This window comes from Pseudomonas sp. Ag1, assembly GCF_000278565.1.
Taxonomy (GTDB): domain Bacteria; phylum Pseudomonadota; class Gammaproteobacteria; order Pseudomonadales; family Pseudomonadaceae; genus Aquipseudomonas.
Map to the genome: position 1 here is coordinate 104961 of NZ_AKVH01000101.1, position 26703 is coordinate 131663.

Below are 26703 nucleotides of genomic sequence, written 5' to 3' on the forward strand. Positions count from 1 at the left end.
ACGATTAGACGCGACCCTTTGTCGCGCCTAGTCTTACAGCTGAATACTCCCGGTGGTAATGCCCAATGAACGCCCAGCGCCCAGTCTGCGCGGCGCCCGCCCTCGAAACGCCCGCGCCCGCCGCCAGCCAGAGCTACCAGTTTTGTAATCTCGAACACACCGAATCGGCCAGCACCGCGCTTGCCGAGGAAGTCGCGTTGGCGATTGCCTATAACGACATCAGCCAGGCGGTGATGCTGGTGACGCCGACCGACCTTGAAGACTTTATTGTCGGATTCAGCATCGGTAGCGGCATTATCGAAGACGTTAGCGACATTTATGACCTGAAAATCAGCGGTTCGGGCTCGACCCAATACGCTCAGGTGCAGATTTCCAGCCGCGCGTTCTGGAATATGAAGCAGCAGCGCCGGCAACTTGCCGGCACCAGTGGCTGTGGGCTGTGCGGCGTAGAAGCCGTGGAGCAGGCGCTGCCCAACCTCAAGGTGTTGCCCGGCGCGCCGTTGCCGCCTGCCGAATGGCTGGATGGCCTGCGCCAGCGCATCAGCGCGTTCCAACCGCTGGGCCAGTACAGCGGCGCGGTGCATGCGGCGGTGTTCATGAACAACCAGGGCGAATTGCTGCTGGGCCGTGAAGACATCGGCCGGCATAACGCCCTCGACAAGCTGATCGGTGCGCTGATCCGCCAAAAGATTCCGACCGACGGCGGCCTGGCGATTGTTACCAGTCGCTGCAGCCTCGAACTGATCCAGAAAGTCCTGCGTGCAGGCATCCAGACCCTGGTCAGCCTGTCGTCGCCCACCGGCCTGGCCCTGCAATGGGCTCGCCGGCACAACCTCAATCTCATCCACCTGCCGCAGAAAAGTGCGCCGCGGGTCTATAGCCCTGCGATGGAGAATCAAGCGTGAGTAATCATCATCAAGCCGACGACAAACCCACCCCGCGCTACAAGCCCTATAAAGGCCCGGCGGGTGGTTGGGGCGCACTGATCAGCGTGGCGCAAGCCTGGCTGACCAGCGACAACGCGCTGAAAAACATCCGCATGATGCTCAAGACCAACCAGAACGGCGGCTTCGACTGCCCGGGCTGCGCCTGGGGCGACTCGCCGGAAAGCGGCATGGTCAAGTTCTGCGAGAACGGCGCCAAGGCGGTCAACTGGGAAGCCACCAAGCGCCGGGTCGACGCGGCATTCTTCGCCAAGCACAGCGTCAGCGCGCTGCTGGAGCAGAGCGACTACTGGCTTGAATACCAGGGCCGCCTGACCGAGCCGATGAGCTACGACGCCGAAACCGACCGTTACAAACCCATCAGCTGGGAATCGGCTTTCGACTTGATCGGCAAGCACCTCAATGCGCTGCCAAACCCGGACATGGCCGAGTTCTATACCTCGGGCCGGGCCAGCAACGAAGCGGCTTACCTGTATCAACTGTTTGTGCGCGCCTACGGCACCAACAACTTCCCGGACTGCTCGAACATGTGCCACGAAGCCAGCGGCGTCGCCCTGGCGCAAAGCGTGGGCGTGGGCAAAGGCACCGTGACCTTCGATGACTTCGAGCATGCGGACGCGATTTTCGTCTGGGGCCAGAACCCCGGCACCAACCACCCACGCATGCTGGAGCCACTGCGCGAAGCGGTAAAACGCGGCGCCCAGGTGGTGTGCATCAACCCGCTGAAAGAGCGTGGCCTGGAACGCTTCCAGCACCCGCAACACCCGCTGGAAATGCTCACCAACGGCGACAAGCCAACCAACACCGCCTACTTCCGCCCGGCGCTGGGAGGCGACATGGCCATCCTGCGGGGCATGGCCAAGTTCCTGCTGCTGTGGGAACGCCAGGCCCAGGCCGAAGGCAAGGAGGCCGTGTTCGACCACGACTTCCTCAACGAACACACCGCCAACGTGCTGGATTACCTGGGCAAGATCGACGACACCTCATGGGATGAAATCGTCGAGCAGTCCGGCCTGACCCTGGTGGAGATCGAGCAAGCGGCGCGCATGTACGCCAAAGGCAAGAACGTGATCATGTGCTGGGCGATGGGCATCACCCAGCATCGCCACTCGGTGCCGACCATCCAGGAAATCGCCAACCTGATGCTGCTGCGCGGCAACATCGGCCGCCCGGGCGCGGGCCTGTGCCCGGTGCGTGGCCACAGTAACGTGCAGGGCGACCGTACCATGGGCATCAACGAACGGCCGCCGGTGGCGTTCCTCGATGCCCTGGAGCGTCGTTTCCAGTTCCAGGTGCCGCGCGATAACGGCCACAACGTGGTGGAAGCGATTCACGCCATGCTCGAAGGCCGCTCCAAGGTCTTTATCGGCCTGGGCGGCAACTTCGCCCAAGCCACCCCGGACAGCCCGCGCACCTTTGAAGCACTGCGCAATTGCGACCTGACCGTACAGATCAGCACCAAGCTCAACCGCAGCCACCTGATGCATGGCAAGGACGCGCTGATCCTGCCATGCCTGGGCCGCACCGACATCGACATCCAGGCCGAAGGCCCGCAAGCCGTGACCGTTGAAGACTCGTTCAGCATGGTCCACGCCTCCAACGGCCAACTGCAGCCGCTGTCGAAACAGATGAAATCCGAGCCTGCGATTCTGGCGGGCATTGCCGCCGCCACCCTGGGCAGCAAGCCGGTGGACTGGAACTGGCTGGTGGCCGATTACGACCGTATTCGCGACCTGATCGCCGACACCATTCCGGGCTTCAAGGACTTCAACGAGCGCCTGAAAAACCCGGGCGGTTTCTACCTGGGCAACTCGGCTGGCGCTCGTCGCTGGAACACCCCGTCGGGCCGCGCCAACTTCCGCCCGAACATCCTGCCCAAGGACCTGGTGCACGAACGCACCCGCAACACCGGGCAATTGCCGGACCTGATCATGCAGTCGATGCGCTCCCACGATCAGTACAACACCACCATCTATGGCCTGGACGACCGCTATCGTGGGGTCAAGGGCCAGCGGGATGTGTTGTTCGTCAATGAAGCCGACATCATCCGCCTGGGCTTCAAGCCGGGGCAGAAGGCTGACATCGTGTCGATCTGGGACGACGGCCGTGAGCGTCGGGTGAAGGGCTTTACCTTGCTGGCATTTGATATTCCGGCGGGGCAGGCTGCGGCTTATTACCCGGAAGTGAATCCGCTGGTGCCGCTGGAAAGCACGGGGGATGGCAGCCATACGCCTACGTCGAAGTTTGTAGCGATCCGCCTGGAAGCAGCGAGTGCGACCGGCTTGATCATGGCGAAGTCGGCCTAAGCGACACCTCATTGTGGCGAGGGAGCTTGCTCCCTCGCCACAGACAGCACCCGAGTTTCTTACGGGCACAAAAAAGGCCGCTTTTGCATAAAAGCGGCCGTTCCGAAGTAACTAAAGACTCGCAAAAATCATTTAAGTTCCTCATACAAAACAGTAACTTAGAGAATTGTATACAACCCATACCACTGGTCGGGTTTCGATTGTCACCGTCTCGATACAACCTCAGGATCGCGCCGTCATCCTCTTGAGGTTCCTCTATGAAGTTCTCCTCGATTCTCTTGTTGTCCCTTGGCCTGGTCAGTGGCGCAGCCATGGCCGGTGGCACCACCGAAGCCGGTGTGGGCGGCGCATTGGGCGGGGTTCTAGGTTCTGTCGTAGGTCAGCAGCTGGGCGGTAACACTGGTTCAGCCATCGGTGCGGCTCTTGGCGGCGCAGGCGGCAGTGCGGTGGGCGCAGACAAGCGCAGCCGCGGTGAAGCAGCCATTGGCGGCGCATTGGGCGCGGCCGGCGGCAACGTGGTGGGTCGCAGTGTCGGCGGCAGCACCGGCAGCCTGATCGGCGCAGCAGCCGGCGGTGGCGCCGGTGGCGCACTGGGCAACTACATGGGCAACAAGAGCGATGACGATGATCGTCGTTACCGTGGGCGTGATAACCGCCGCTATGACCGCGACGACCATCGCGGGCGCGGCCATGCTTATGGGCATCGCAAAAACAAGCATCACTATCGCCACCACCGGTAACGCGCGAATCGAAAGAACACAGCGGATTTAATGTGGGAGCGGGCTTGCTCGCGAAGGCGGTGGATCAGTCGCCGGATGTATTGGCTGATACAACGCCTTCGCGAGCAAGTCGAATCGTCGCACCGCCGCTCCCACATTTGACTTTCATTGTTTCGCAGATCGTATTCAGATCACCAATCGCTGTAACGCCTCGCGCAACATCCCCGGGATCGTCACCGGCTGGTTCGACGCCCGATCCACAAACACATGCACAAACCTCCCCGCAGCACAGGCATCTTCTTCTCCCGCCTTGAACACCGCCAACTCATACTGCACCGAACTGTTGCCCAACTTGCCCACCCGCAGGCCGATCTCGATGCGGTCCGGAAAGGCAATCGAGGCGAAGTAGTCGCACGCCGAACTCACCACAAACCCAACCACTTCGCCGTCATGAATATCCAACCCGCCCTGCTCGATCAGGTAGGTATTCACCGCGGTGTCGAAGAAGCTGTAGTAGGTGACGTTATTCACATGGCCATATACATCGTTGTCGTGCCAGCGCGTGATGATCGGCTGGAAGTGGCGGTAATCGGCGCGTTGTGGCATGGCGTTGGTCATCGGTAAAACCCGGGCAGGAGGAGGCTCTCTTGATACTGGGTTCAAGCACTACCCGCAAGCCTAGGTTGGGCTTTGCTCAATCGTTTGCTGGACGCACGCCATACGCTTGAGCGCTTGATCCGTCTCGGCCGATTGCTGCAGGCACTGGCGATAGGCGGTGATATAGGTCTCGACTGCAGCGCTGGCCTGCTGCGGCGTGACCCGCGCCAGATACTCCACGAACGAACGCCGGCCGATCTGGAAGTGTTGGTAATCCAGCGGAAAATCCCAATAACCACCCCAGGTCAAAAAGCCGTGTTCGGCGAACAGGTCAATCACCTCTTCTGCCCGGCCAGGGCGCGCCGGCTTGCCGGGGCGGGCATCCAGGCGGTTAACGGCAGTCGCGGTACTTGCCCTGGGCTCAACAGTGGCCTGGCCGGTGAATTCACCTCGCGGGTTACGCCCGAACAAAACGAATGGGTTTTGCAGAGGGTTAAGGTCAATTGCGGCGCCATAGGCGTGCAGCGACCACCCCGAAGCGCCACTGACCTGGCGCCCATTAAAACCAGTGGTATTGTTGCGGGCCATCGAGACCTTGTCGTTGCCTCGATAGGTTTCCAGCCTGACCGCCTGATGCACCGGGAACCGACGTTGCAGCAACTGCCTGAAGATCTCCTCCACATGGGGTGCGATGGCATCCAGCACCACGAGCTGCCCGTTGTTATGCAGCACTCCGCCAAAGTCCACATAGCTGAACGTCACCCGCGCCAGGCGTGCGCAGGGCAATGGATTGGCGGCGGTGATAGTGTTGCGAAGCTGCATCTGCCGACAGTCATTCACGCTCAACGGGATGACCGAGGCCAGCGTGCCTTGTGCGACCAGCAACCCGGCGAACAGCAAGACGCCGGGGACAACACCACGAGAAAAACCAAAAGCCATGGGCAATTCCTTTGCAGAAGAAGTGAAGCGTCAAACCTTCTCACCTGCGGGCACGGTCCGGCTGTCGGCGGCGTCTGCCACTGGAAGGGAAAGCGCGACCTTCCAGACCGGAAATCAGAGTGCCTCCAACCCTGCCTCCGCCCATTCACGAACCTCTGCATAGGGATACTCCTCCAGTACCGCGAAACCTGGAATCCCTCGTGCCTTCAGCTTGGTAAACAACGGCACGCTGAGACCGCATAAAAACCGTGTCAGCCGCTCCGCGCTCGGCAAGTCGCCGCTGTATTCATGGTGGCTGTGGATAAATTCACCGCAAAGCGCGAGAAAGTTTTTATCCACAAGCGGCGGCAAGCTCGGCGGCGCCGGCAAGTGGGCGACGTTACCGTGGCACACCGAGCAGTGCCCGCACTGCCGGGGCGCGTTTTCATCGCCGAAATAGTGCGCCAGGCGGTAACCCAGGCACTCCTCTGTGGCGAACAGATCCAGCATGGCGTGAATTCGCGCCACCTCCGTTACCTCATGCTGCTTGAAGCCTGTGTATAACTCCGTGCTCAGCGCCTGTGGATCGAAGTCGGTATTCAGCAGGGCGTAAACCTCGGTCATCTGCCGGCTTTCCATCTCGATCAGGCCTTGTTCCTGAAAGTAATCCAGGGCCTTCACCACCCGGCTGCGCTCGGCCTGGTGCTGTTGATACAGCGCGTCGAAGTCCACCGTCGCCCAGGTTTTCGCCCGTTTGCAGACCTGGATAATCGCTGCGACAAACTGCTGCCGCTCGCCGGTAAAACGCGCCAGCAATGCCTCTGGTTCAATCAAATACTTGAAGCGGTATTCGGCATAAAACGCGTAGCGCGGCGCAATCACACCCTTGAGTTCAAGCTGCACGAGCAAGGTCTTCAGCGGTAGTTCACGGATGTTGCTGTGGTCCGACAGTGAGCGGAGCATAAACTCCCACTGTCCATCGGCACGGACCGCCTGTATTTCCTCCAGGACTCGGCGAATACCTTCCTGTTCCGGCGTATCGCCGTACACAAAGTTTTCCAGGATATTCAGGCTGTCGCGGTTGGCCAGAACCAGACACTCAGACGGCTGCCCGTCACGCCCGGCGCGGCCGATTTCCTGGCTGTAGTTCTCGATGGATTTGGGCAGGTCGAAGTGCACCACGTTGCGGATATCGCTTTTGTCGATGCCCATGCCGAAGGCAATGGTGGCGACGATGCAGTTGGATTGACCGCCCATGAATCGCTTCTGAATGGCCTCCCGCTTATCGTGAGCCAGGCCCGCGTGATAAGCCTCGGCCTGGATTCCATTGCGATTCAAATGCTCGGCAATCTGCTCCGCGGTTTTTTGCAGCGTGACGTAGACGATGCTTGGCTGATTGGCTCGCTCCTGCATCCACGTCACCAGCCGTCGTCGCTTGTCCTGGCCACTGACGGGCTCAACCAGCAGGTTGAGGTTGGAGCGGTAGAACCCGGTGGTGATCACATCGTCAGGTGCAATGGCGAACTTGGCCTGCATGTCAGCGATCACCTTGGGCGTCGCCGTGGCGGTCAGCAGCAGCGCCTGGGGGATGCGGAACTGGCGTTGGTAATCCGGCAGCTTCAGGTAGTCCGGGCGAAAGTTATGGCCCCATTCGGAAATGCAGTGAGCCTCATCCACCACCAGCAGCGAGATCGGCACGCTTTGCAGGAAGTTGCGAAAGCGCTCGTTCTTCAAGCGCTCCACGGAAACCATCAGGATCTTCAGCTCGCCCGAACGCGCCCGGGCCATGACGTCATTGGCATCATCGCGGCTCTGGGCCGAGTCGATGCTGCCCGCCGAGATACCGTGGCGCTGCAGGAAACCCAACTGGTCCTGCATCAGCGCCAGCAACGGCGACACCACCAGCGTCAGGTGCGGCAGCAACACGGCGGAAAGTTGATAACACAGGGACTTGCCGGAACCGGTGGGAAAAATCGCCGCCGCCGAACGGCCGGCCAGCACGGCACTGACCACCGCCTCCTGGCCCAAACGAAACTGTGGATAACCAAAGACCTGTTGGAGGGTGTTGTGCATAAGCTGTCACTCCATTGACCGCTGAACGAGCCCAAAACATAGACCAGCGCATTCAGCGAATCGAGAAAGGTCGCAAGGAAAAAAGAGTCTGGATGATACACAGCCTGGGAAGTGGAGTAGGCACCCGTAAGAATCGTTCCAACCTTACGCGGGACGCATCTCGAAACTCATTGCGCTACAATCAACCTTCGCACCGAGAGGACGCTGTCATGGCCGAACTGACGTTTGAGCAAAAGCAGGATCACTACGACAAGATCCGCCGTTCCAACTACCTCGCCAGCCTGCGCCTGGAAGGGTTCGACACCCAGCCCGCCGACGTCGACAAACCCCTGCCGACCCGCGAAGCCGTCCTCGCCAAGTACCGCAACACCCCACGCTGATGCTCGACAAATATGGCGTGGGCCAGGACCCGTACTGCTACCCCGGTAGCAGCGTCCTGCGTAACCGCCTCGATTTGTTCGACGAAGAACGCCTGCACCAGGCCGAGCGGGAACTGTCTGAAATCGCTGTCGGCAGCCTTCCGCTGTATCCCCCGCCCTACGACCTGGAACGCCTGCAACACATCCACCGCACCCTGTTCGCAGACATTTACGAATGGGCCGGGGAACTGCGTACGGTCAACATCCAGAAAGGCGACACGCTGTTCTGCACACCGGAGCGTATCCCGCCTGAGGCGAGCAAGATCATCCAGCACATGGCGCAGGCGAACTGGTTTGTCGGGGTGACGCAGGCGGAGTTGGTGACGCAAGTCGCCGAAGCTTATGGCGACCTCAACGTGATCCACCCGTTTCGCGAAGGGAACGGCCGGGCGCAGCGGATTCTGTTCGAGCAGATCATCGTGAATGCCGGGTTTTCGGTGAACTGGTGGCTGGTGAAGAACGCAGCGTGGATACCGGCGAACATTGATGCGGTGGCGTGTGATTATCGGGGGTTGGAGGCGATTTTCGAGCGGTGTATCAGTACCCCGCGCTAGCCCCGATCGTTCCCTACGCTCCGCGTGGGAATGCCGCCAGGGACGCTCCGCGTCCCGTCATCCGCGCACGACCCAAGCCATGAACACTGGTGACGCGGAGCGTCACGGGATGCATTCCCACGCGGAGCGTGGGAACGATCAGTACATCACCAACGCCCTGTACCTGCTCGTCCAGGACGGTTGCGATCTACTGGAAGCCGCCCAAACCGGCATGATGCAACTCACCACCACCGACGCCGTAAAGCGAACCCCACCTGAGCAGTCGCAGAGCTAGAAATGTGGGAGCTGGCTTGCCTGCGATAGCGGTGTGTCAGAAAACACTTCTACCACTGACACACCGCCATCGCGGGCAAGCCCGGCTCCCACATTTGACCTGTTTCGTTTGAAGGATCACGGTTCGATCGATAAAGTCTGTCGCCCTGCCCACTCACGCGTAACCACCATGAACCTGGCCCCCAACTTTCCTGAAGACTTTGCCATGCAACAGCTCTTGCAACTGCTGGATGAAGAAATTGGCCTGCCTGAACATAAGACGCTGCGCCTTGAAACGGCCATCAACCTGGACCTGGGTTGCGACGGCGCCGAAGCCAATCAATTGATGGAAGCGCTGGAACAAGGCTTCGCCGTCGACCTGAACGACTACGACGCTTATCGTTACTTCCAACCTCCCGCCTTCGACGTCTTCCTGAAACACCGTGCCAAAGGCCGCGGCGACAAAATCCCGCTGACCATCGGCATGCTATACCTCGCGATCAAGACCCAACGCTGGGACACCCAAACCCTGGAAAACCTGAGCGAACACAAACCCCAAACACGCTGAAGATCAACTGTGGGAGCCGGGCTTGCCCGCGATGAGGCCCGGACAGTCAGCACACCTATAAGCCAATACACCGCAGCCTTCAAAAAATAACAAGGACCTTACATGGACGTACTAATGGGCCTGCTGGCCGCCCTGCTCTGGGGCGGCACGGACTTCCTCGTGGGCCTCAACGCCCGAGCTGTCGGCGTCAAACGCGCGGTGTACTTCGGCCAGGCGCTGGGCTTCCTGATCATGACCCTGCTGCTGGTCATATTCCCGGCCTTCCTCGTCAAATCCCTCGCGGCGCCTTTGAGTGTGTGGCTCCTGGGAGCCGCAGCAGCCCTGCTGACCGTCTCCGGCGCCCTTGCGCTGTCCAAGGCCTTCTCGCTGGGCAAAGCGGCCATTGTCGCGCCGCTGGTGACGTCCTACGGTGTCGTGACTACTTTGCTGTCATGGGCCAGCGGCGAACACATCAGCCTGATCCAGCTCGGCTGCATCGCTCTCTGCGTAATTGGCGTGATCCTGTCCAGCATTCACAAGGACAATGGCGTCCCTCACAACAGTTCCAGCCGCTCAATCGCCTACGCGATGCTCGCAGCGTTGCTCTACGGCACAAGCTTTTGGGTACAGGGCCGCTACACCCTGCCGACGCTTGGCCCGGTCACGATGCTTTGGCTTGGGTATTTGGTTGGCCTGTGCGTCCTGGTGTTGATGGTGCTTAAGATCAAAGACGGCCTGAAAATCCCACCGCTGAAAAACTGCGCAACGCTGACCAGCGCGAGCCTGATGAACCTGGGTGGGTTCTCGGCGTTCTCGTGGGGTGCAATGGCGGGGTCGGTTTCCGTGGTGACGGTGATCAGCACCCTGTCCGGTGGGATCGCCGCGATTCTGGGGTTTGTGTTTTTCAAGGAGCGGGTGTCAGCGGTGCAAGTGACCGGTGTGGTGCTGGTGTTAGTGGGAGCCGTGGTTCTGCACCTCGTCGACTGATCCTTCGCCCACAAAAAAGCCGCCCACTAGGGGCGGCTTTTTCATAACGGCCGAATCTTACAACTTCGGACCCGCAGCCTTGATCGCATCGCTCACTTCAAACTTCTTGAAGTTCTCGATGAACAGACCCGCCAGCGCTTTCGCCGCTTCATCGTAGGCAGCCTTGTCAGCCCAGGTGTTACGTGGGTTCAACAGGCCAGTCTCGACGCCCGGTACGGCCAATGGCACGTCCAGGTTGATGGTGTCCAGGTGCTCGGTCTCGGCACCAATCAACGCACCGCTCTGGATCGCTGCAATCACGCCACGGGTGGTCGGGATGTTGAAGCGCTTGCCAACGCCGTAGCCGCCGCCGGTCCAGCCGGTGTTGACCAGGTAGACCTTGGAGCCGAAGCCGCGCACGCGCTTGATCAGCAGTTCTGCGTATTCACCAGCCGGGCGTGGGAAGAATGGCGCGCCGAAGCAGGTGGAGAAGGTCGACTTGATGCCGCCGCCCGAACCCATTTCGGTCGAGCCCACCAGAGCGGTGTAGCCGGACAGGAAGTGGTAGGCCGCTTGTTCTTCGCTGAGGATCGACACGGGCGGCAGTACGCCGGTCAGGTCGCAGGTCAGGAAGATCACAGCGTTTGGCTCGCCACCGAGGTTTTTCTCGGAACGCTTGGCCACGTGCTCCAGCGGGTAGGCGGCGCGGCTGTTCTGGGTCAGGCTGACGTTGGTGTAGTCGGCGTGCTTGGCATCGTCGATCACCACGTTTTCGAGCACGGTGCCGTGCTTGATGGCTTTCCAGATCACCGGCTCGTTCTTCTCGGACAGGTCGATGCACTTGGCATAGCAACCGCCTTCGATGTTGAACACCACACCTTCGCCCCAGCCGTGTTCGTCGTCGCCGATCAGGTAGCGGCTTTCGTCGGCGGACAGGGTGGTTTTACCGGTGCCCGACAGACCGAAGAACAGGGTCACGTCGCCGGCTTCGCCGATGTTGGCTGCGCAGTGCATCGGCAGCACGTCGGAGGCCGGCAGCAGGAAGTTCTGCACCGAGAACATGGCTTTTTTCATCTCACCGGCGTAACGCATGCCGGCGATCAGGACTTTTTTCTGGGCGAAGTTGAGGATCACGCAACCGTCGGAGTTGGTGCCGTCACGCTCTGGCACGCATTCGAAGTTGGCCACGTTGAGCACTTGCCACTCTTCACGACCGGCCGGGTTGTACTGGGCCGGGTTGATGAACAGGCAACGACCGAACAGGTTCTGCCAGGCAGTCTGGGTGGTCATTTTCACGGCCAGGTAGTGGTCTTCTGCAGCCCCTACGTGAACGTGGGAAACGAAATGCTCTTGCGCGTTGTTGAAAGCCTCGACGCGAGCCCACAGGGCATCGAACTTGTCGGCCGGGAACTTGCGGTTGATCGGGCCCCAGGCAATGGCAGCCTGGGTGGAAGGCTCTTCAACGATGAAGCGGTCAACTGGCGAACGGCCGGTACGATGACCGGTTTCTACGACCAGCGCACCGGTATCGGCAAGCACGCCTTCACCGCGCTGCAGGGCTTCTTTGACCAGATCGTCAACACTCAGATCGGTGTATACGGCGTTATTGGCTTGCGTCATGAGGTTCCCCGTCGGCCAGTGGCCGAGTGCTCCAAACGTTTTGTAGTAGAAAGTTGCGCACTACTACCGCGAAAAAAGTGGGCCGGATTATGCCAGAAAAGCCCAAAAAGAGTAGGGCCCTCCGGTCAGAACGGCGGAAATCCGGCGTTTGTCAGGTGATTTACCTGTGCTTAAACGTTTTAGTGGCGGGTGCCTGAAGGGGTGTCTACGCCCGCGCCGGCGAATAATTGAGCAATATCGGCGGCGTCGAACAGGTAGCGCTGGTTACAGAACTGGCAGTCGATCTCGATGTTGCCACCGTGTTCCACCACCAGGTCCTGCGCATCTTCCAGGCCCAGGCTGACCAGGGCAGTGGCCGAGCGCTCGCGGGAGCAGCTGCAGTGGAAGCGCAGGGACTGCACGTCGAACAGGCGCACGGCCTCTTCGTGGTAGAGGCGGTGCAGGATGGTTTCGTTATCCAGGCCCAGCAACTCTTCGGCTTTCAGGGTGCCGGCCAGGGCGGTGATGTGGGCCCAGCTGTCGGCGCGGTCTTCTTCGTCCTTGATGCGGTCGGCCGGCAGTTGTTGCAGCAGCAGGCCACGGGCGCGCTTGCCGTCGGCGTTGAGCCAGAAGCGGGTGCCCACTTGCTGGGACATCACGAAATAGTTGGTGAAGCAGTCGGACAGGGTTTCGCCGTCGAGGTCGACGATGCCTTGGTAGCGCTGGCCAACCGTCGGGTCGACAGTCAACGCCAGCACGCCGTCAGGCATCAGGTCGGCCAGGGTCGCGTCGGGGGCAATCCGGTCGGCGTCGTATCGGGCCAGGCCACGGATCTCGCGCTCGCTGGAACATTCGATCATCAATAGCGGGATCGGGCCTTCGGAGCGGGCCTGCAGGATCAGCAAGCCGTCGAACTTCAGGGTGCCTACCAGCAGCGAGGCGGCCGCCATCAGTTCGCCGAGCAATTGTGCAACCGGCTCCGGATAGGGGTGCTTGGCGAGGACTTCGGCATAGCTGCGCTCCAGGGCGACCAGTTCGCCGCGGGCGTCGCTGTCGTCGAAGATGAAGCGTTGGGTGAAGTCGGTATCCGGTAGATCAGTCATAGGTCTGGGTATCTGAATTGATGACAAAATGATGACAACGTTTATAAAATTACACGCTTTAGCACCGTTTTGGTGCGGCCTTCTGCGGGAAAACGAAGCGCTTTAAAGCAAAGAGGAAACAGTTTATGAACAATCCGGGTCTGTTCCAAGCCAAGTGGAACCTCGGGCGCTTGGCCCTGTGTAATTTACTCGCTGTGGGGCTGTTGTGTTTCTGGCTCTGGCCGGCGGGCCAGGCGCTCTGCACGGTTTTCGACGAGTGGCTGTTTCATCTGCTCAATGACCCGCTGGCAAGCAGCTCGGCGTGGCTGCATGTGTGGGCGGTGGCCAGTTTGCGGCCGTTTGACGCGGTGGTCGGGGTGATTCTGCTGACGCTGTTGGTCCGCGGCGAGTGGGTGTTCAAGGCGATTGAAGTGCGCCAGGCGTTTTTCGGCTTCCTGGGCATTCTGCTGCTGTTGCTGTTTATCCGCATGCTGTTTTCCAAGCTGGCGGCGCAGATGGGCTGGCAACACCATAGCCCGTCGATGGTGATCAGCGGCGCGATTCAGATGAGCGACTATTTCCCGGGCCTGGAGAAGACATGGGAGTTGAAGGACCGCTCCAGCCAGAGCTTCCCGGGGGATCATGCATCGGTATTGCTGATCTGGGGCATGTTCATGACCGTGTTTGCCAAGCGGATCGGGCAGGTGCTGGTGATCTGGGGCTTGGCGCTGCTGTTCATGATGCCGCGGCTGGTAGCCGGTGCGCATTGGGGGCAGGACGATTATATCGGTGGGGTGTTGCTGGCGCTGTTGGCGTTGGGCTGGGGTTACTACACGCCCTTTGCAGCGAAGGTTTCGCGGGGGCTGGTGCGAGTGACGGGCCCGGTGTTTGAGTTGTTTCGGCGAGTACCGCTGGTTAATCGCTTGAGCGTGATTCGCAGCGTTTGAGTTGAAATAGCAGGAGCCGACCTGGCTCCTGCGGTCTGCCGATTAATCATCATTGCCACTGCCGCGAAACTTGAACAGGTCGCGCCGCTGTTTCTTGCTTGGCTTGCCGTCGGTGGTCATGCCCAGGGAGCCGGCCTTGCGCATGGCCGCCGCGTTTTCGCGCTTGGCGATGCTGGCTTCGGTCTCGGTATACAACGCCTGCGCCTCGGGAGCGCCCCTTCGCACAATTGAAAGCGCCTGGACCACGACGGTTCGTTCATCAAACCCGGCACGGATCTGGAACTCATCGCCGATGCGCGGCTCCTTGCCGGGCTTGCAACGCTCGCCGCGCCAATGCACCTTGCCACTCTCGATCGCCGCCTTGGCCAAGGCACGGGTCTTGAAGAAACGCGCCGCCCACAACCACTTGTCCAAGCGGACTTTTTCTTCCTCTTCCTGCTTCTGAGCCACTTGAATTCCTCGCTCTGAAAAATGTCGCAACTTTACCGTTGAAACCCTTCAACGCATAAACCCTTGAGCTCACCTAAGATACGCCAGGTAGCATCCTGTTTTCGCGAGGTTAACGTGTGACCGACTTTCCCATTTCACTGACCTCGCCCAAACAAGCCTGTGCGGGCTGCCAGCAAAGTGAGCCGCTGGGCTTTGAGTTTGCCTTTGCGTATCAGCCTATCGTGGACCTGCGTGACCAGTCGGTCTTTGCCCATGAAGCCTTGGTGCGCGGCGTCAACGGTGAGGGCGCGTTGACGGTGCTGGATCAGGTCAACGACAGCAATCGCTACCGTTTCGACCAGCAATGCCGCACCCGCGCGATCGCCACCGCTTCGACACTCAACATGCAGACGCACCTTTCAATCAACTTCATGCCCAATGCGGTCTATCGACCAGAACTGTGCATTCGCAGCACCCTGGAGGCGGCCCGGGCGCATAATTTTCCGTTGGATCGGCTGATTTTCGAGACCCTGGAAAGCGAGCATGTAGATAACTATCGCCATTTGACGAATATTCTGCGTGAATACCGCGAATTCGGCTTCAAGACCGCCATCGACGATTTCGGGGCGGGCTATTCGGGGCTGAATCTGCTGGCCGATTTCCAACCTGACCTGATCAAACTCGACATGGCGCTGATCCGCGATGTCGACCGTGATCGTGTCCGTCAGGTGATCGTCCGGGGGATTGTCACAATCTGTGAGCAGTTGGGCGTTACTGTCATCGCCGAGGGCATCGAAAGTGCCGGCGAGCGGGACTTTCTCGCCGACTGTGGAATATTTCTGATGCAGGGCTACTGGTTCGCCAAGCCTGCATTCAAAGCCCTGGCCGAGGTATCACCCGCCGCTTGGGCGAATTAATTGCCGGTTATTCATATTGAAGACATTTGACCATTTGACCGTTGTGGGTCTGCGTGAGTGGGTGGCACTTCCCGACTTGGGAGTGGCAGGCCTGCGCGCCAAGATCGACACCGGCGCCAGTACCTCAAGCCTGCATGCCACCGAGATCGAGCCATTTGAGCGCGACGGTGCAAAGTGGGTGCGCTTCACCGCGCACCTGGGCAGCGTGGTGCAACTGCGTCACCGGCGCTGCGAAGCACCGCTGGTGGCGATGAAAACCATTAAAAGCTCCAACGGCCAGGCCCAGGTGCGGTATGTGATCAGCACCACCCTGGCCCTGGGCGATCGGGTATGGCGGGTGGAATTCACCCTCGCCTGCCGCAAGGCCATGCGTTACCGCCTGTTGCTGGGCTCCAAGGCCCTGATTGACGGCCAACTGGTGGTCAGTCCCGGCGTCAAATACGTTCAAGACAAGCCGGTGTTCCCGGTCTCTACTACCTCTGCCACAGGTGCTGCATGAAGATCGCTGTGCTGTCGCGTAACCCGCGTCTGTATTCCACCCGTCGCCTGGTCGAGGCCGGCACCGAACGTGGCCATGAGATGGTGGTGATCGATACGTTGCGCGCCTATATGAACATTGCCAGTCATAAGCCGCAGATCCACTACCGGGGCAAACCGCTGGAAGGCTTCGATGCGGTGATCCCGCGTATCGGTGCTTCCGTGACGTTCTATGGCTGCGCGGTACTGCGCCAGTTTGAAATGATGGGGGTGTCTCCCCTCAATGAATCGGTGGCTATCGCCCGTTCGCGGGACAAGCTGCGCTCGCTGCAGTTGCTGTCGCGCCGTGGCATTGGCTTGCCGGTCACCGGCTTTGCGCACTCCCCGGATGACATTCCCGACCTGATCGAGATGGTCAACGGCGCGCCGCTGGTGATCAAGGTGCTGGAAGGCACCCAGGGCATCGGCGTGGTGCTGTGTGAAACCGCGACTGCGGCCGAGTCGGTGATCGAGGCGTTCATGGGCCTCAAACAGAACATCATGGTGCAGGAGTACATCAAGGAAGCCGGCGGTGCGGATATCCGCTGCTTCGTGGTGGGCGACAAGGTGATTGCCGCGATGAAGCGCCAGGCCAAGCCGGGTGAGTTTCGGTCCAACCTGCACCGTGGCGGCAGTGCCAGCCTGATCAAGATCACCCCGGAAGAACGCATGACCGCACTGCGGGCAGCCAAGGTCATGGGGTTGAGCGTGGCGGGTGTGGATATATTGCGCTCCAACCACGGGCCGCTGGTGATGGAGGTGAACTCGTCACCGGGCCTGGAAGGAATTGAGACCACCACCGGCAAGGATGTGGCGGGGATCATCATTCAGCATCTGGAGAAGAGTGGTGGGCCGAATATGACGCGCACCAAAGGCAAGGGCTGAATACACCCGACCTATAAAGCACCGCAAAACCAGTGTGGGAGCGGGCTTGCTCGCGAAGGCGGTGGATCAGTCGACATTTCTATGGACTGACCCACCGCCTTCGCGAGCAAGCCCGCTCCCACATTTAGACCGCGTCCCTGGGCAACATCAGCCCCAACGGCAAGCGCACTCGCGCTTCCAGGCCGCCATCCGGCCGGTTGCGCAATTCGACATTGCCGCCATGCATTGAAGCAATCCGCCGCACAATCGCCAGCCCCAGGCCCGTGCCTTTGCCACCCCGGGCACGGTCGCCGCGGGTGAACGGGTTGAAGATACCTTCCAGTTCCGCCGGATCGATGCCGGCCCCACGGTCCATGACACTCAGCACCACGTAAGGCGCACTGGTATCCCCGGAAACGTAGGCTGCTACTTCCACATCGGAACCAGCGTGATGCAGCGCGTTACCAATCAGGTTATTCAGCAGGCGCTTCATCGAAACCCGACGCAACGCGAACGGCTGGATCGGCTCCAGGCGCATGCGCACCTGCTCGCCATTCTGGTTGTAGGGCGCAACCACCTCGCGAACCAGGTCCGTCAGGTCGACCTCTTCCACCACCTCGTCCCGGCCATCGCGGATAAACGCCAGGAACTGGTCGAGAATCGCGTCCATGTCCTCGATGTCTCGAACCATGTCGTCGGTAAGGTCGGTGTGGTTACCCATCAGTTCCAGGGAAAGCCGCAATCGCGTCAGCGGCGTGCGCAGGTCATGGGACACCCCCGCCAGCATCAGCTCGCGCTCGCGCCCCGCCTGTTCGACATCCTCGGCCATCTGGTTGAACGCGCTGTACACCTCGGTCATTTCACTCGGCGTATCGCTGATGGGCAGGCGCACACTGCGGCCCTGGCCCAGCTGGCGTGCGGCAAACACCAGGCGTTTGAGCGGCTGGTTGAGCTGGCGCACGAAAATCCAGGCAGACGCGGTGGAAAGCAAGCCAATCGCCAGGAACCAGCCCAGCACGTTCCAGATCTTCTGCCCCCGCAGTGGATGCGGATACAGCGGCACTTTCAGCCAGTCCTCCCCCAGGCTCGGCGCTCGCACCCACAGCGCCGGCGACACATGCATGCGCAACCGCACCTCGGTGTCTTCACCCAGTTCGGCCTGCATCTGGCGCTGGTAGATTTCGCTGTAGGGCCAATGTTGCTCGCCCTCGGGCACGCCAGCGCCCGCGACCCGGACCAGGGTAGCGGCCTTGGCAATCTTCTCGCGGTTCTCGGGGTCTGCGGCCCAATAGGCGCGCAAGGTCAGCGCGACACCGTGGCTGTACTGCCGGTCCACCAGCACGTCTTCGTTCATCAACAGATAAACCAGTGTCAGGGCCTTGGAAAACAGTACGACGATGAGCACCAGCCAAAGGGTGCGTGAGAAGAAACTCTGCGGGAACCACAACGGGGTTTTCATAAAAGACAGCTGGACACCTTGCAGGAGCGAGCCAAGCTCGCAGAATTGCAAACGCCGGGCAACCGGCTGACTCTTATCGAGTCATCACCGGCACGCCCGCCTCTGCAAATCATCGGTCACTTGGTTGCAGTGCCATCCGGCACAAACACGTAACCCACACCCCACACCGTCTGGATATAACGCGGCTTGGATGGATCGGGCTCGATCATCCGGCGCAGACGGGAGATCTGTACGTCGATGGAGCGCTCGAGGGCGTCCCACTCACGGCCACGGGCCAGGTTCATCAGCTTGTCGCGGGTCAGCGGCTGGCGAGCGTTCATCACCAGTGCCTTGAGCACGGCGAATTCGCCGGTGGTCAGCATGTGCACTTCATCGCCACGCTTGAGCTCACGGGTGGCCAGCGACAACTCGTAGTCGCCGAAGGTCACGCTTTCGTCTTCGCTGCCTGGAGCGCCCGGTACCGGGGCGGCCTGGCGACGCAGTACGGCCTTGACCCGTGCCATCAGCTCGTCCGGGTTGAACGGCTTGGCCAGGTAATCGTCGGCGCCCAGTTCCAGGCCCTTGATGCGGCTCAGCTCATCGCCCTTGGCGGTCAGCATGATGATCGGGATCTGATTGTTGGCGCCGCGCAGGCGTTTGCAGGCGGTCAGGCCGTCTTCGCCGGGCAGCATCAGGTCCAGCACCACCAGGTTGAAGACTTCACGTCCCAACAGGCGGTCCATCTGTTCGGTGTTTGGCACCGCGCGGGCACGGTAGCCCTTGGAGTTGAAGAAACGCTCCAGCAGGCTGCTCAGCCCCGGATCGTCATCAACGATGAGAATTTTTTCGCCTTCAGCAGTTTGTGCAGTGCTGCTCATTAGATGCTCCTCTTATCTCGGCGCGCATTATGGCGTAGCTGCCGTTATACGCACCGTGTGCATTGTTAGCAGATTTTTCCTCTACCGCCAGCGAACCCGCGCCCTACAACCTTGGCGGCAATCCCCCCAAGGGCAGAACGCTGGTTATAATGCGGCGCCTTTGTGCAGGGCAACGTCAGTTCGTTACCGTTTACTGCCAGGGGATTTTTTTCACCCGCTTGTAGTGATTTTTTCGATTTCGAGGGTCAATAGGCTGCCTCTTGACCCAGGCAGCGGCGCCAGACGGGCCGCTCAACCAGCCTCGCGAGCCTTGTTTTCCGGGCCTGCGAGCCTGCTTTCAGAATTTCAGGTGGTTTTATGGACAGCATCAACAGCCGCATCGCCGAGGAACTCGGCGTACGCCCACAACAGGTCGAAGCGGCCGTCGCTCTACTGGATGAAGGCTCCACAGTGCCCTTCATCGCCCGTTACCGTAAAGAAGTCACCGGCAGCCTCGATGATATCCAGTTGCGGCATCTGGAAGAGCGCCTGCGCTACCTGCGAGAACTCGACGAACGGCGTATCAGCATCCTCGCCAGCATCGAAGAGCAAGGCAAGCTGACCCCGCAGCTGGAACGCGACATCAAGCTCGCCGACACCAAGACCCGCCTCGAAGACTTGTACCTGCCGTACAAGCAGAAGCGCCGCACCAAGGGCCAGATCGCCCTGGAAGCCGGCCTCGGCGAGCTAGCCGACGGCCTGTTCAACGACCCGTCCCTGGCCCCGGAAACCGAAGCTGCACGCTTTGTCGATGCCGAAAAAGGCGTGGCCGACGTCAAGGCCGCCCTCGAAGGCGCCAAGTACATCCTCATGGAGCGCTTCGCCGAAGACGCCAACCTGCTGGAAAAACTGCGCAACTACCTGAAGCAGGAAGCCACCCTCAGTGCCCGCGTAATCGCCGGCAAGGAAGAGGAAGGCGCCAAGTTCCGCGATTACTTCGAACACGACGAGCCGCTGAAAAGCATGCCGTCCCACCGTGCACTGGCGATTTTCCGCGGCCGCAACGAAGGCATCCTGAGCTCCGCGCTGAAAGTCGGCGACGAGCTGCCAGGCGCCATGCACCCGTGCGAAGGCATGATCGGTCAACAGTTCGGCATCCAGAATCAGAATCGTCCTGCGGACAAGTGGCTCAGTGAGGTCGTGCGCTGGACCTGGAAGGTCAAGCTCTACACCCACCTGGAAACCGACCTGCTGGGCGAGTTGCGCGACGGCGCCGAAACCGAAGCCATCAGCGTATTCGCCCACAACCTGCACGACCTGCTGCTGGCCGCACCCGCCGGCCCACGCGCAACCCTGGGCCTCGACCCGGGCCTGCGCACCGGCTGCAAGGTTGCCGTGGTCGACGCCACCGGCAAGCTGCTGGATCACGCCACGGTTTACCCCCACGTGCCACACAACAAGTGGGACCAGACCATCGCCATCCTGGCCGCCCTGTGCGCCAAGCACTCGGTGGACCTGATCGCCATCGGCAACGGCACCGCCAGCCGTGAAACCGACAAGCTGGCCGCCGAGCTGATCAAAAAATACCCAGGCATGCAGATGACCAAGGTGATGGTCTCCGAGGCCGGCGCTTCGGTGTACTCCGCGTCTGAACTGGCTTCCAAGGAATTCCCGGACCTCGACGTGTCGATCCGTGGCGCCGTGTCCATTGCTCGCCGCCTGCAGGACCCACTGGCCGAGCTGGTGAAGATCGACCCGAAATCCATCGGCGTCGGCCAGTACCAGCACGACGTGTCGCAGCTGAAACTGGCTCGCGGCCTGGACGCCGTGGTTGAAGACTGCGTGAACGCCGTGGGCGTGGACGTAAACACCGCTTCGGTTGCGCTGCTGGCCCGCATCTCCGGCCTCAACGCCACCCTGGCGCAGAACATCGTGACCCACCGCGACGAAAACGGTGCGTTCAAGACCCGTGCAGCACTGAAAAAAGTCGCACGCCTTGGCGAAAAAACCTTCGAGCAAGCCGCCGGCTTCCTGCGCGTCATGAACGGTGACAACCCGCTGGACTCCTCGGCTGTCCATCCGGAAGCCTACCCGCTGGTACAACGCATCGCCGCTGAAACCGACCGCGACATCCGCTCGCTGATCGGCGACGCCGCGTTCCTCAAGCGCCTGGACCCGAAGAAGTACACCGACGAAACCTTCGGCGTGCCGACCATCACCGACATCCTGCAAGAGCTGGAAAAACCTGGCCGCGACCCGCGTCCCGAGTTCAAGACCGCCGAATTCCAGGAAGGCGTCGAAGACCTCAAGGACCTGCAACTGGGGATGATCCTCGAAGGCGTGGTGACCAACGTAACCAACTTCGGCGCGTTTGTGGATATCGGCGTGCATCAGGACGGTTTGGTGCACATCTCTGCGCTTTCGGAGAAGTTCATCAAGGACCCGCGTGAAGCGGTGAAAGCCGGTGATGTGGTCAAGGTCAAGGTCATGGAAGTCGACATCCCGCGCAAACGCGTCGGCCTGTCGATGCGCATGAGCGACACCCCGGGCGAGAAAATCGACGGTGCCCGCGGCGCACGCCCGGGCTCGGCGCCACGCCAGTCCCAAGGCGCCGCCCCCCGCAAGGAAACCGCTGCGCCAGCCCCGGCCAACAACGCCATGGCTTCGCTGTTCGCCAACGCCAAACAACTGAAGAAACGTTAATGGAACTGCCAGCCGGCTTGACCCACAGCGCTTTCAGCGAACTCATTGGCTGCCGCCTGCAGCGCCTGGAAACCGGTGTTGCCGAGGTGGCCATGACCCTGGAACCGCAGTTGCGCAACCGCGCTGGCAAGCTCCATGGCGGGGCGATCTTCAGCCTGGTGGACATTGCCATGGGGCTGGCGTGTTCCAGCTCCCATGGTTTCGACCAGCAGAGCGCGACCATCGAATGCAAGATCAACTACATCCGCGCCGTTTCCGACGGCGATGTGCTGTGCACCGCCCGGGTGATTCACCCGGGCCGGCGCACGCTGGTGGTCGAGGCGGACGTGTACCAGGACGAAAAACTGGTCGCAAAAGCACAAGGCACCTTCGCTGTCCTATAGCTCCCTGTCATCGATTTGAGTTAATTTCGGCGCTTCGAAAGTTGCGCCGAACTTTTCCTCGTGCGCGATAGCCAGATTCAGGGACGAGGGCGGCTCTTTCAGAGTGGGTCAATCCGGCTCAAAAACCAGGCGATAACGCCAGTTTCCACTTCACCCTTGTAGACCGTCCTGACCACCCCCATATTGGGGCGACTGACGCGTGAAGGAATCCAACTTGAGCGAACTTCTCAACCGCCGCCTGGCCCTGCTCGGCAAGCACGAACACCTCTCTTTGCTCGAGCAATGCCTGCACGGCATCGAGCGCGAATGCCTGCGCGTCACCGGTGAAGGCCGACTGGCACAAACGCCGCATCCCGAGGCCCTGGGCGCTGCACTGACCCACGAACAGATCACCACCGACTATTCCGAGTCGCTGCTTGAGTTCATCACGCCGGCGTTGCCCAACCCGGCCGATACCCTGAGCAGCCTCGACAAGATCCACCGTTTTGCCTACAGCAAGCTCGGCAGCGAGTACCTGTGGAGTCCATCGATGCCGTGCCCGTTGCCGGCCGAGGAAGATATTCCGATTGCCTACTACGGCACCTCCAACATCGGACAGCTCAAGTACGTGTATCGCAAGGGCCTGGCCCTGCGGTACGGCAAGACCATGCAGTGCATCGCCGGGATCCACTACAACTTTTCCCTGCCGGAAGACCTCTGGCCGTTGCTCAAGGAAGCCGAAGGCTTCGTGGGCACCGACCGGGATTACCAGTCCACGGCCTATATCGCGCTGATCCGCAACTTCCGCCGCTACAGCTGGCTGCTGATGTACCTGTTCGGCGCCTCGCCGGCCCTGGACGCGGGTTTCCTGCGCGGTCGTTCGCACCAGCTCGAAGTGCTGGACGCCGACACCCTGTACCTGCCGTACGCCACCAGCCTGCGCATGAGCGACCTGGGTTACCAGAGCAACGCCCAGGCCGGCCTGACGCCGTGCTACAACGACCTGGCGAGCTACACCGACAGCCTGCGCGAAGCTGTGGCAACACCCTACGCACCGTACGTCGAAGTCGGTACCCATAAGGACGGTGAGTGGGTTCAGCTCAACACCAACATCCTGCAGATCGAAAACGAGTACTACTCCAACATCCGGCCCAAGCGCGTGACCTACACCGGCGAACGGCCGATCCAGGCGCTGATGGCCCGTGGCATCCAGTACATCGAAGTGCGTTGCCTGGACATCAACCCGTTCCTGCCGATGGGCATCGACTTGCAAGAGTCGCGCTTCCTCGATGCGTTCCTGCTGTATTGCGCGCTGAATGACAGCCCGCTGTTCGCCGACAATGAGTGCGGCAACGCCACCTCCAACTTCCTCAGCGTGGTCAAGGAAGGCCGCCGTCCGGGCCTGCAATTGCAGCGCCGTGGCGAATCGGTGGACATGAAGGAATGGGCGGCAGAGCTGCTGGAGCAGATTGCTCCGCTGGCGGCGATGCTGGACCAGAGCCAGGGCATCAATGAACACAGCCAGGCGCTGGACGCGCAGCTGGCGAAGGTCAAGGATTCGTCCCTGACCCCGTCGGCCCAGGTGCTGGCGGCGATGAGCGAGCGTAAAGAGAGCTTTGCGCAGTTCTCGCTGCATCAGAGCCAGGTGCATGCGGAGTACTTCCGCAGCGAGCCGTTGAAGGCTGAGGAACAGGCACGTTTTGAGGAGCTGGCGCGCAGTTCGCTGGCGCAGCAGGCGGAGCTTGAGCAGAACGAAGTGGGTGATTTTGACGTGTTTGTCGGGTCGTACCAGGCGAGCATCCTCGCCATCAGCAACTAAAAGCCTGACACAGACCCCTGTGGGAGCGGGCTTGCTCGCGAAAGCGTTGTATCAGTCGATGTATTCGGTGACTGATTCACCGCTTTCGCGAGCAAGCCCGCTCCCACATTTGGCCTATGCGCCTTCTAGCCTGGCGCGCGAGTTTCTCCTCATAAGCTAATTCGAAAATGTTATTTATTTTCGGATTCTTAGATCATTTAGTCTTCTCACACGCCGACCTCCGGCCGCCTGATGAGGACTTCCCCCTTGAAACTGCACTTCCCCCTTCGCCTCTTGGCGGCGTTGTCCCTGGCCGGTGCCAGCCTGTTTGCCCAGGCCGCCGACGTGACCATCGCTTACCAGACCACCGTTGACCCGGCGAAAGTCGCTCAGGCCGACGGCGCTTACGAAAAAGCCACCAACGCCAAGATCGACTGGCGCAAATTCGACAACGGTGCCGACATCATCGCCGCCATCGCTTCCGGTGACGTGCAGATCGGCTACCTCGGTTCCAGCCCGCTGACCGCTGCCGTGACCCGCAAGGTTCCGGTGGAAACCTTCCTGATCGCCACCCAGATCGGCGGGGCCGAGGCCCTGGTGGCCCGCAACGGTTCCGGGATCAACAGCCCGCAGGACCTGATCGGCAAGAAAGTCGCCGTGCCATTCGTTTCCACCGGCCACTACAGCCTGCTGGCCGCGTTGAAGCACTGGAACATCGACCCGTCCAAAGTGACCATCCTCAACCTCGCCCCGCCGGCCATCATCGCCGCCTGGAAACGTGGTGATATCGACGCCACCTACGTGTGGGACCCAGCGCTTGGCGTAGCCAAGGAAAACGGCAAGGTGCTGATCACCTCCGGCGAACTGGCCAAGTTCGGCGCGCCGACCTTCGATGCCTGGATCGTGCGTAAGGATTTCGCCGAGAAGCACCCGGAAATCGTCACGGCTTTTGCCAAGGTCACCCTGGATGCCTACGCCGCTTACCGCAAAGACCCACAAGCCTGGCTGGCTGACAAAGGCAACGTCGACAAACTGGTGAAGCTCTCCGGGGCCAAGGCCAGCGACATTCCGCTGCTGCTGCAAGGCAACGTCTACCCGCTGGCGGCTGACCAGGTCACCCTGCTCGGCGCACCGACCACCAAGGCTGTCACCGATACCGCCGCGTTCCTCAAGGAACAAGGCAAGGTCGACGCCGTACTGCCGGACTACGCCCCGTACGTCAGCCCGAAGTTCATCACTAACTGATACCAGGAGTTAACCGCGATGGCCTTGCTACAACTGGAGCGCATCAGCGCACAGTACCCAGGCAGCCCGGAGCCAGTACTGGCAGATATTTCCCTGAGCCTTGGGCCCCAGCAATTGCTGGTGGCCCTCGGCCCTTCCGGCAGTGGCAAGACTTCGCTGTTGAACCTGATTGCCGGCTTTGTCGAACCCAGCGCCGGGCGCATCACCCTTGACGGTGTGCCGGTAAAAGGACCGAGCGCCGAACGCGGCGTGGTGTTCCAGGACGACGCCCTGCTGCCCTGGCAGGACGTGCTGGCCAACGTCGGCTTCGGCCTGGAGTTGGCAGGCGTGCCCAAGGACCAGCGGGAAATCCGCGCCCGGGAAATGCTCGCCCTGGTGGACCTCGCCGGTTTCGACAGCCGCCGTATCTGGCAACTCTCCGGTGGCCAGAAGCAACGTGTCGGACTGGCCCGTGCATTGGCTGCCGACCCCCGCGTACTGCTGATGGACGAACCCTTCGGCGCCCTTGATGCCTTCACCCGCGAACAGATGCAGGAGCTGTTGCTGCAAGTCTGGCGGCGCACGGCCAAACCGGTATTCCTGATTACCCATGACATCGAAGAAGCGGTGTTCCTCGCCACGGATTTGATTCTGCTGGCGCCCAACCCCGGCCAGATCGTCGAGCGCCTGAGCCTGGACTTCGGCCAGCGCTACGCCGCCGGTGAGTCGGCACGCGCGATCAAGTCCGACCCGCGCTTTATCGAAACCCGCGAACACGTGCTGGGCAAGGTGTTCTCCCAACGGCAGGTGTCCGCATGAGCAGTTACGAATTACCGGCCACGGCCACCAAGCCGGCGAGCAAACCCGTCGTGCCCGTACGCCGCAGCCTGAGCACCCGCTGGATCAGCGTGCTGACCCTGGTGACCCTGGTTGCCATCTGGTGGGCCGTGACCGCCAGCGGGCTGATCGAGCCGCTGTTCCTGCCACCGCCTTCGGCCGTGCTGCAAAAAGGCTGGCTGCTGGCGACCACCGGCTACATGGACTCCACCCTGTGGCAGCACCTGGGCGCGAGCCTCAAGCGCATCGGCCTGGGCCTCGGCTTTGCCGTGCTGACCGCCGTGCCGGTGGGGATTGCCATCGGCTCCAACCGCATCGCCCGGGGCATTCTCGACCCGCTGATCGAGTTCTACCGGCCGATTCCACCACTGGCCTACCTGCCGCTGATCGTGATCTGGTGCGGCATCGGCGAGCTGTCCAAAGTACTGCTGATCTACCTGGCGATTTTTGCGCCGATTGCCATCGCGACCGCCACCGGCGTACGTACCGTCGACCCGGCCAAACTGCGCGCCGCGCAGTCGTTGGGCGCTACCCGGGCACAACTGATTCGCCATGTGATCCTGCCGAGCGCCCTGCCCGACATCCTCACCGGCGTGCGGATTGGCCTGGGCGTGGGTTGGTCGACCCTGGTAGCCGCAGAATTGATCGCGGCCACCAGCGGCCTGGGCTTCATGGTGCAGTCCGCCGCGCAATTCCTGGTCACCGACGTGGTGGTGCTGGGGATTCTGGTGATCGCGCTGATCGCCTTCGCCATGGAAATGGGCTTGCGTGCCCTGCAGCGCAAATTGGTGCCGTGGCATGGCCAGGCACACTGAAAAATTTTCGACGAGAATCC

At 61.1% G+C, this 26703-nt stretch carries 26 protein-coding genes; 18 read left to right on the plus strand and 8 right to left on the minus strand.

What is annotated here, in order from left to right:
• The first annotated feature begins 65 nt into the window (after positions 1 to 65).
• The 3 genes from fdhD (at position 66) to A462_RS14375 (ending at position 3990) form a co-directional block, all read left to right on the plus strand.
• Entirely contained in the window at positions 66 to 905 is an 840-nt protein-coding gene (fdhD, locus tag A462_RS14385; protein WP_008435774.1) for a formate dehydrogenase accessory sulfurtransferase FdhD, read from the plus strand.
• Complete coding sequence (locus A462_RS14380) at positions 902 to 3250, plus strand: FdhF/YdeP family oxidoreductase (RefSeq protein ID WP_003213210.1); 2349 nt, start codon at positions 902 to 904, stop codon at positions 3248 to 3250. Before fdhD ends, A462_RS14380 begins: the two co-directional genes overlap by 4 nt.
• A 257-nt stretch (positions 3251 to 3507) precedes the next feature.
• Complete coding sequence (locus tag A462_RS14375) at positions 3508 to 3990, plus strand: glycine zipper domain-containing protein (RefSeq protein ID WP_008435777.1); 483 nt, start codon at positions 3508 to 3510, stop codon at positions 3988 to 3990.
• Positions 3991 to 4155: 165 nt separating this feature from the next.
• Here the strand turns inward: A462_RS14375 and A462_RS14370 are convergent, their stop codons facing one another.
• The 3 genes from A462_RS14370 to A462_RS14360 form a co-directional block, all read right to left on the minus strand.
• Positions 4156 to 4587: an acyl-CoA thioesterase gene (locus A462_RS14370; RefSeq protein WP_003213207.1), complete on the minus strand. Its 432-nt coding sequence runs from the start codon at positions 4585 to 4587 to the stop codon at positions 4156 to 4158.
• Between the two features lie 60 nt (positions 4588 to 4647).
• Positions 4648 to 5505, minus strand: a complete 858-nt coding sequence (locus A462_RS14365) for a M15 family metallopeptidase (protein ID WP_008435779.1) — start codon at positions 5503 to 5505, stop codon at positions 4648 to 4650.
• Between the two features lie 114 nt (positions 5506 to 5619).
• Positions 5620 to 7557, minus strand: coding sequence for a RecQ family ATP-dependent DNA helicase (locus A462_RS14360; protein WP_008435781.1), 1938 nt, complete (start codon positions 7555 to 7557; stop codon positions 5620 to 5622).
• Positions 7558 to 7766: 209 nt separating this feature from the next.
• On the opposite strand from A462_RS14360, the gene A462_RS33460 reads away from it, so the two are divergent.
• The 5 genes from A462_RS33460 to A462_RS14345 all read left to right on the plus strand — a co-directional run bounded on the left by A462_RS33460 (position 7767) and on the right by A462_RS14345 (position 10316).
• Complete coding sequence (locus A462_RS33460) at positions 7767 to 7937, plus strand: YhfG family protein (protein WP_003213201.1); 171 nt, start codon at positions 7767 to 7769, stop codon at positions 7935 to 7937.
• The gene (locus A462_RS14355) at positions 7937 to 8530 is read left to right on the plus strand and encodes a putative adenosine monophosphate-protein transferase Fic (protein ID WP_008435782.1); all 594 of its coding nucleotides are present in this window, start codon (positions 7937 to 7939) and stop codon (positions 8528 to 8530) included. Before A462_RS33460 ends, A462_RS14355 begins: the two co-directional genes overlap by 1 nt.
• Positions 8531 to 8609: 79 nt before the next feature.
• Positions 8610 to 8804, plus strand: coding sequence for a hypothetical protein (locus A462_RS34280; protein ID WP_102650689.1), 195 nt, complete (start codon positions 8610 to 8612; stop codon positions 8802 to 8804).
• Positions 8805 to 8972: 168 nt separating this feature from the next.
• Complete coding sequence (locus A462_RS14350) at positions 8973 to 9350, plus strand: DUF1493 family protein (protein WP_008435783.1); 378 nt, start codon at positions 8973 to 8975, stop codon at positions 9348 to 9350.
• A gap of 114 nt (positions 9351 to 9464) precedes the next feature.
• The gene (locus A462_RS14345) at positions 9465 to 10316 is read left to right on the plus strand and encodes a DMT family transporter (protein WP_008435784.1); all 852 of its coding nucleotides are present in this window, start codon (positions 9465 to 9467) and stop codon (positions 10314 to 10316) included.
• A gap of 57 nt (positions 10317 to 10373) precedes the next feature.
• Here A462_RS14345 and A462_RS14340 read toward each other — a convergent pair whose 3' ends face one another.
• Both A462_RS14340 and hslO read right to left on the minus strand, forming a co-directional pair.
• Positions 10374 to 11915, minus strand: coding sequence for a phosphoenolpyruvate carboxykinase (locus tag A462_RS14340; protein ID WP_003213191.1), 1542 nt, complete (start codon positions 11913 to 11915; stop codon positions 10374 to 10376).
• A 179-nt stretch (positions 11916 to 12094) separates the two neighbouring features.
• The gene (gene hslO, locus A462_RS14335) at positions 12095 to 12997 is read right to left on the minus strand and encodes an Hsp33 family molecular chaperone HslO (RefSeq protein WP_003213189.1); all 903 of its coding nucleotides are present in this window, start codon (positions 12995 to 12997) and stop codon (positions 12095 to 12097) included.
• A gap of 125 nt (positions 12998 to 13122) precedes the next feature.
• On the opposite strand from hslO, the gene A462_RS14330 reads away from it, so the two are divergent.
• Positions 13123 to 13923 (plus strand): phosphatase PAP2 family protein, encoded by an 801-nt coding sequence (locus tag A462_RS14330; protein WP_008435795.1) that lies wholly within the window; start codon positions 13123 to 13125, stop codon positions 13921 to 13923.
• Between the two features lie 42 nt (positions 13924 to 13965).
• On the opposite strand, the gene A462_RS14325 is transcribed toward A462_RS14330, so the two are convergent.
• Positions 13966 to 14373: an RNA-binding S4 domain-containing protein gene (locus tag A462_RS14325; RefSeq protein ID WP_003213184.1), complete on the minus strand. Its 408-nt coding sequence runs from the start codon at positions 14371 to 14373 to the stop codon at positions 13966 to 13968.
• Positions 14374 to 14489: 116 nt separating this feature from the next.
• Between A462_RS14325 and rimA the strand changes: the two genes are divergently transcribed.
• The 3 genes from rimA to rimK are packed head-to-tail and all read left to right on the plus strand — an operon-like array spanning position 14490 to position 16670.
• Positions 14490 to 15269 carry a S6 modification regulatory phosphodiesterase RimA gene (rimA, locus tag A462_RS14320; protein WP_003213183.1) on the plus strand — a complete coding sequence of 260 codons (780 nt, stop codon included), beginning with the start codon at positions 14490 to 14492 and terminating at the stop codon, positions 15267 to 15269.
• 16 nt (positions 15270 to 15285) lie between these two features.
• A complete protein-coding gene (rimB, locus tag A462_RS14315) occupies positions 15286 to 15768 on the plus strand; it encodes a retropepsin-like aspartic endopeptidase RimB (RefSeq protein ID WP_003213181.1) in 483 nt (160 codons plus the stop codon).
• Complete coding sequence (rimK, locus tag A462_RS14310; RefSeq protein ID WP_003213178.1) at positions 15765 to 16670, plus strand: 30S ribosomal protein S6--L-glutamate ligase; 906 nt, start codon at positions 15765 to 15767, stop codon at positions 16668 to 16670. Before rimB ends, rimK begins: the two co-directional genes overlap by 4 nt.
• A 124-nt stretch (positions 16671 to 16794) precedes the next feature.
• On the opposite strand, the gene A462_RS14305 is transcribed toward rimK, so the two are convergent.
• Together A462_RS14305 and ompR are read right to left on the minus strand one after the other, a co-directional pair.
• Positions 16795 to 18108, minus strand: a complete 1314-nt coding sequence (locus tag A462_RS14305) for an ATP-binding protein (RefSeq protein ID WP_003213176.1) — start codon at positions 18106 to 18108, stop codon at positions 16795 to 16797.
• A 116-nt stretch (positions 18109 to 18224) separates the two neighbouring features.
• A complete protein-coding gene (gene ompR / locus A462_RS14300; RefSeq protein WP_003213175.1) occupies positions 18225 to 18965 on the minus strand; it encodes an osmolarity response regulator transcription factor OmpR in 741 nt (246 codons plus the stop codon).
• 357 nt (positions 18966 to 19322) lie between these two features.
• Between ompR and A462_RS14295 the strand changes: the two genes are divergently transcribed.
• The 6 genes from A462_RS14295 (at position 19323) to tauC (ending at position 26683) form a co-directional block, all read left to right on the plus strand.
• The gene (locus tag A462_RS14295; protein ID WP_008435796.1) at positions 19323 to 21647 is read left to right on the plus strand and encodes a Tex family protein; all 2325 of its coding nucleotides are present in this window, start codon (positions 19323 to 19325) and stop codon (positions 21645 to 21647) included.
• Positions 21647 to 22030, plus strand: coding sequence for a PaaI family thioesterase (locus tag A462_RS14290; protein ID WP_008435797.1), 384 nt, complete (start codon positions 21647 to 21649; stop codon positions 22028 to 22030). Before A462_RS14295 ends, A462_RS14290 begins: the two co-directional genes overlap by 1 nt.
• Before the next feature lie 214 nt (positions 22031 to 22244).
• Positions 22245 to 23828, plus strand: coding sequence for a glutamate--cysteine ligase (gshA, locus tag A462_RS14285; RefSeq protein ID WP_008435798.1), 1584 nt, complete (start codon positions 22245 to 22247; stop codon positions 23826 to 23828).
• Positions 23829 to 24074: 246 nt separating this feature from the next.
• Positions 24075 to 25052 carry a taurine ABC transporter substrate-binding protein gene (gene tauA, locus A462_RS14280; RefSeq protein WP_003213167.1) on the plus strand — a complete coding sequence of 326 codons (978 nt, stop codon included), beginning with the start codon at positions 24075 to 24077 and terminating at the stop codon, positions 25050 to 25052.
• An 18-nt stretch (positions 25053 to 25070) separates the two neighbouring features.
• Positions 25071 to 25850, plus strand: a complete 780-nt coding sequence (gene tauB, locus A462_RS14275; RefSeq protein WP_023659332.1) for a taurine ABC transporter ATP-binding subunit — start codon at positions 25071 to 25073, stop codon at positions 25848 to 25850.
• Complete coding sequence (gene tauC / locus A462_RS14270; RefSeq protein ID WP_003213163.1) at positions 25847 to 26683, plus strand: taurine ABC transporter permease TauC; 837 nt, start codon at positions 25847 to 25849, stop codon at positions 26681 to 26683. The genes tauB and tauC overlap by 4 nt, the downstream gene beginning before the upstream one ends.
• Positions 26684 to 26703 lie beyond the last annotated feature (20 nt).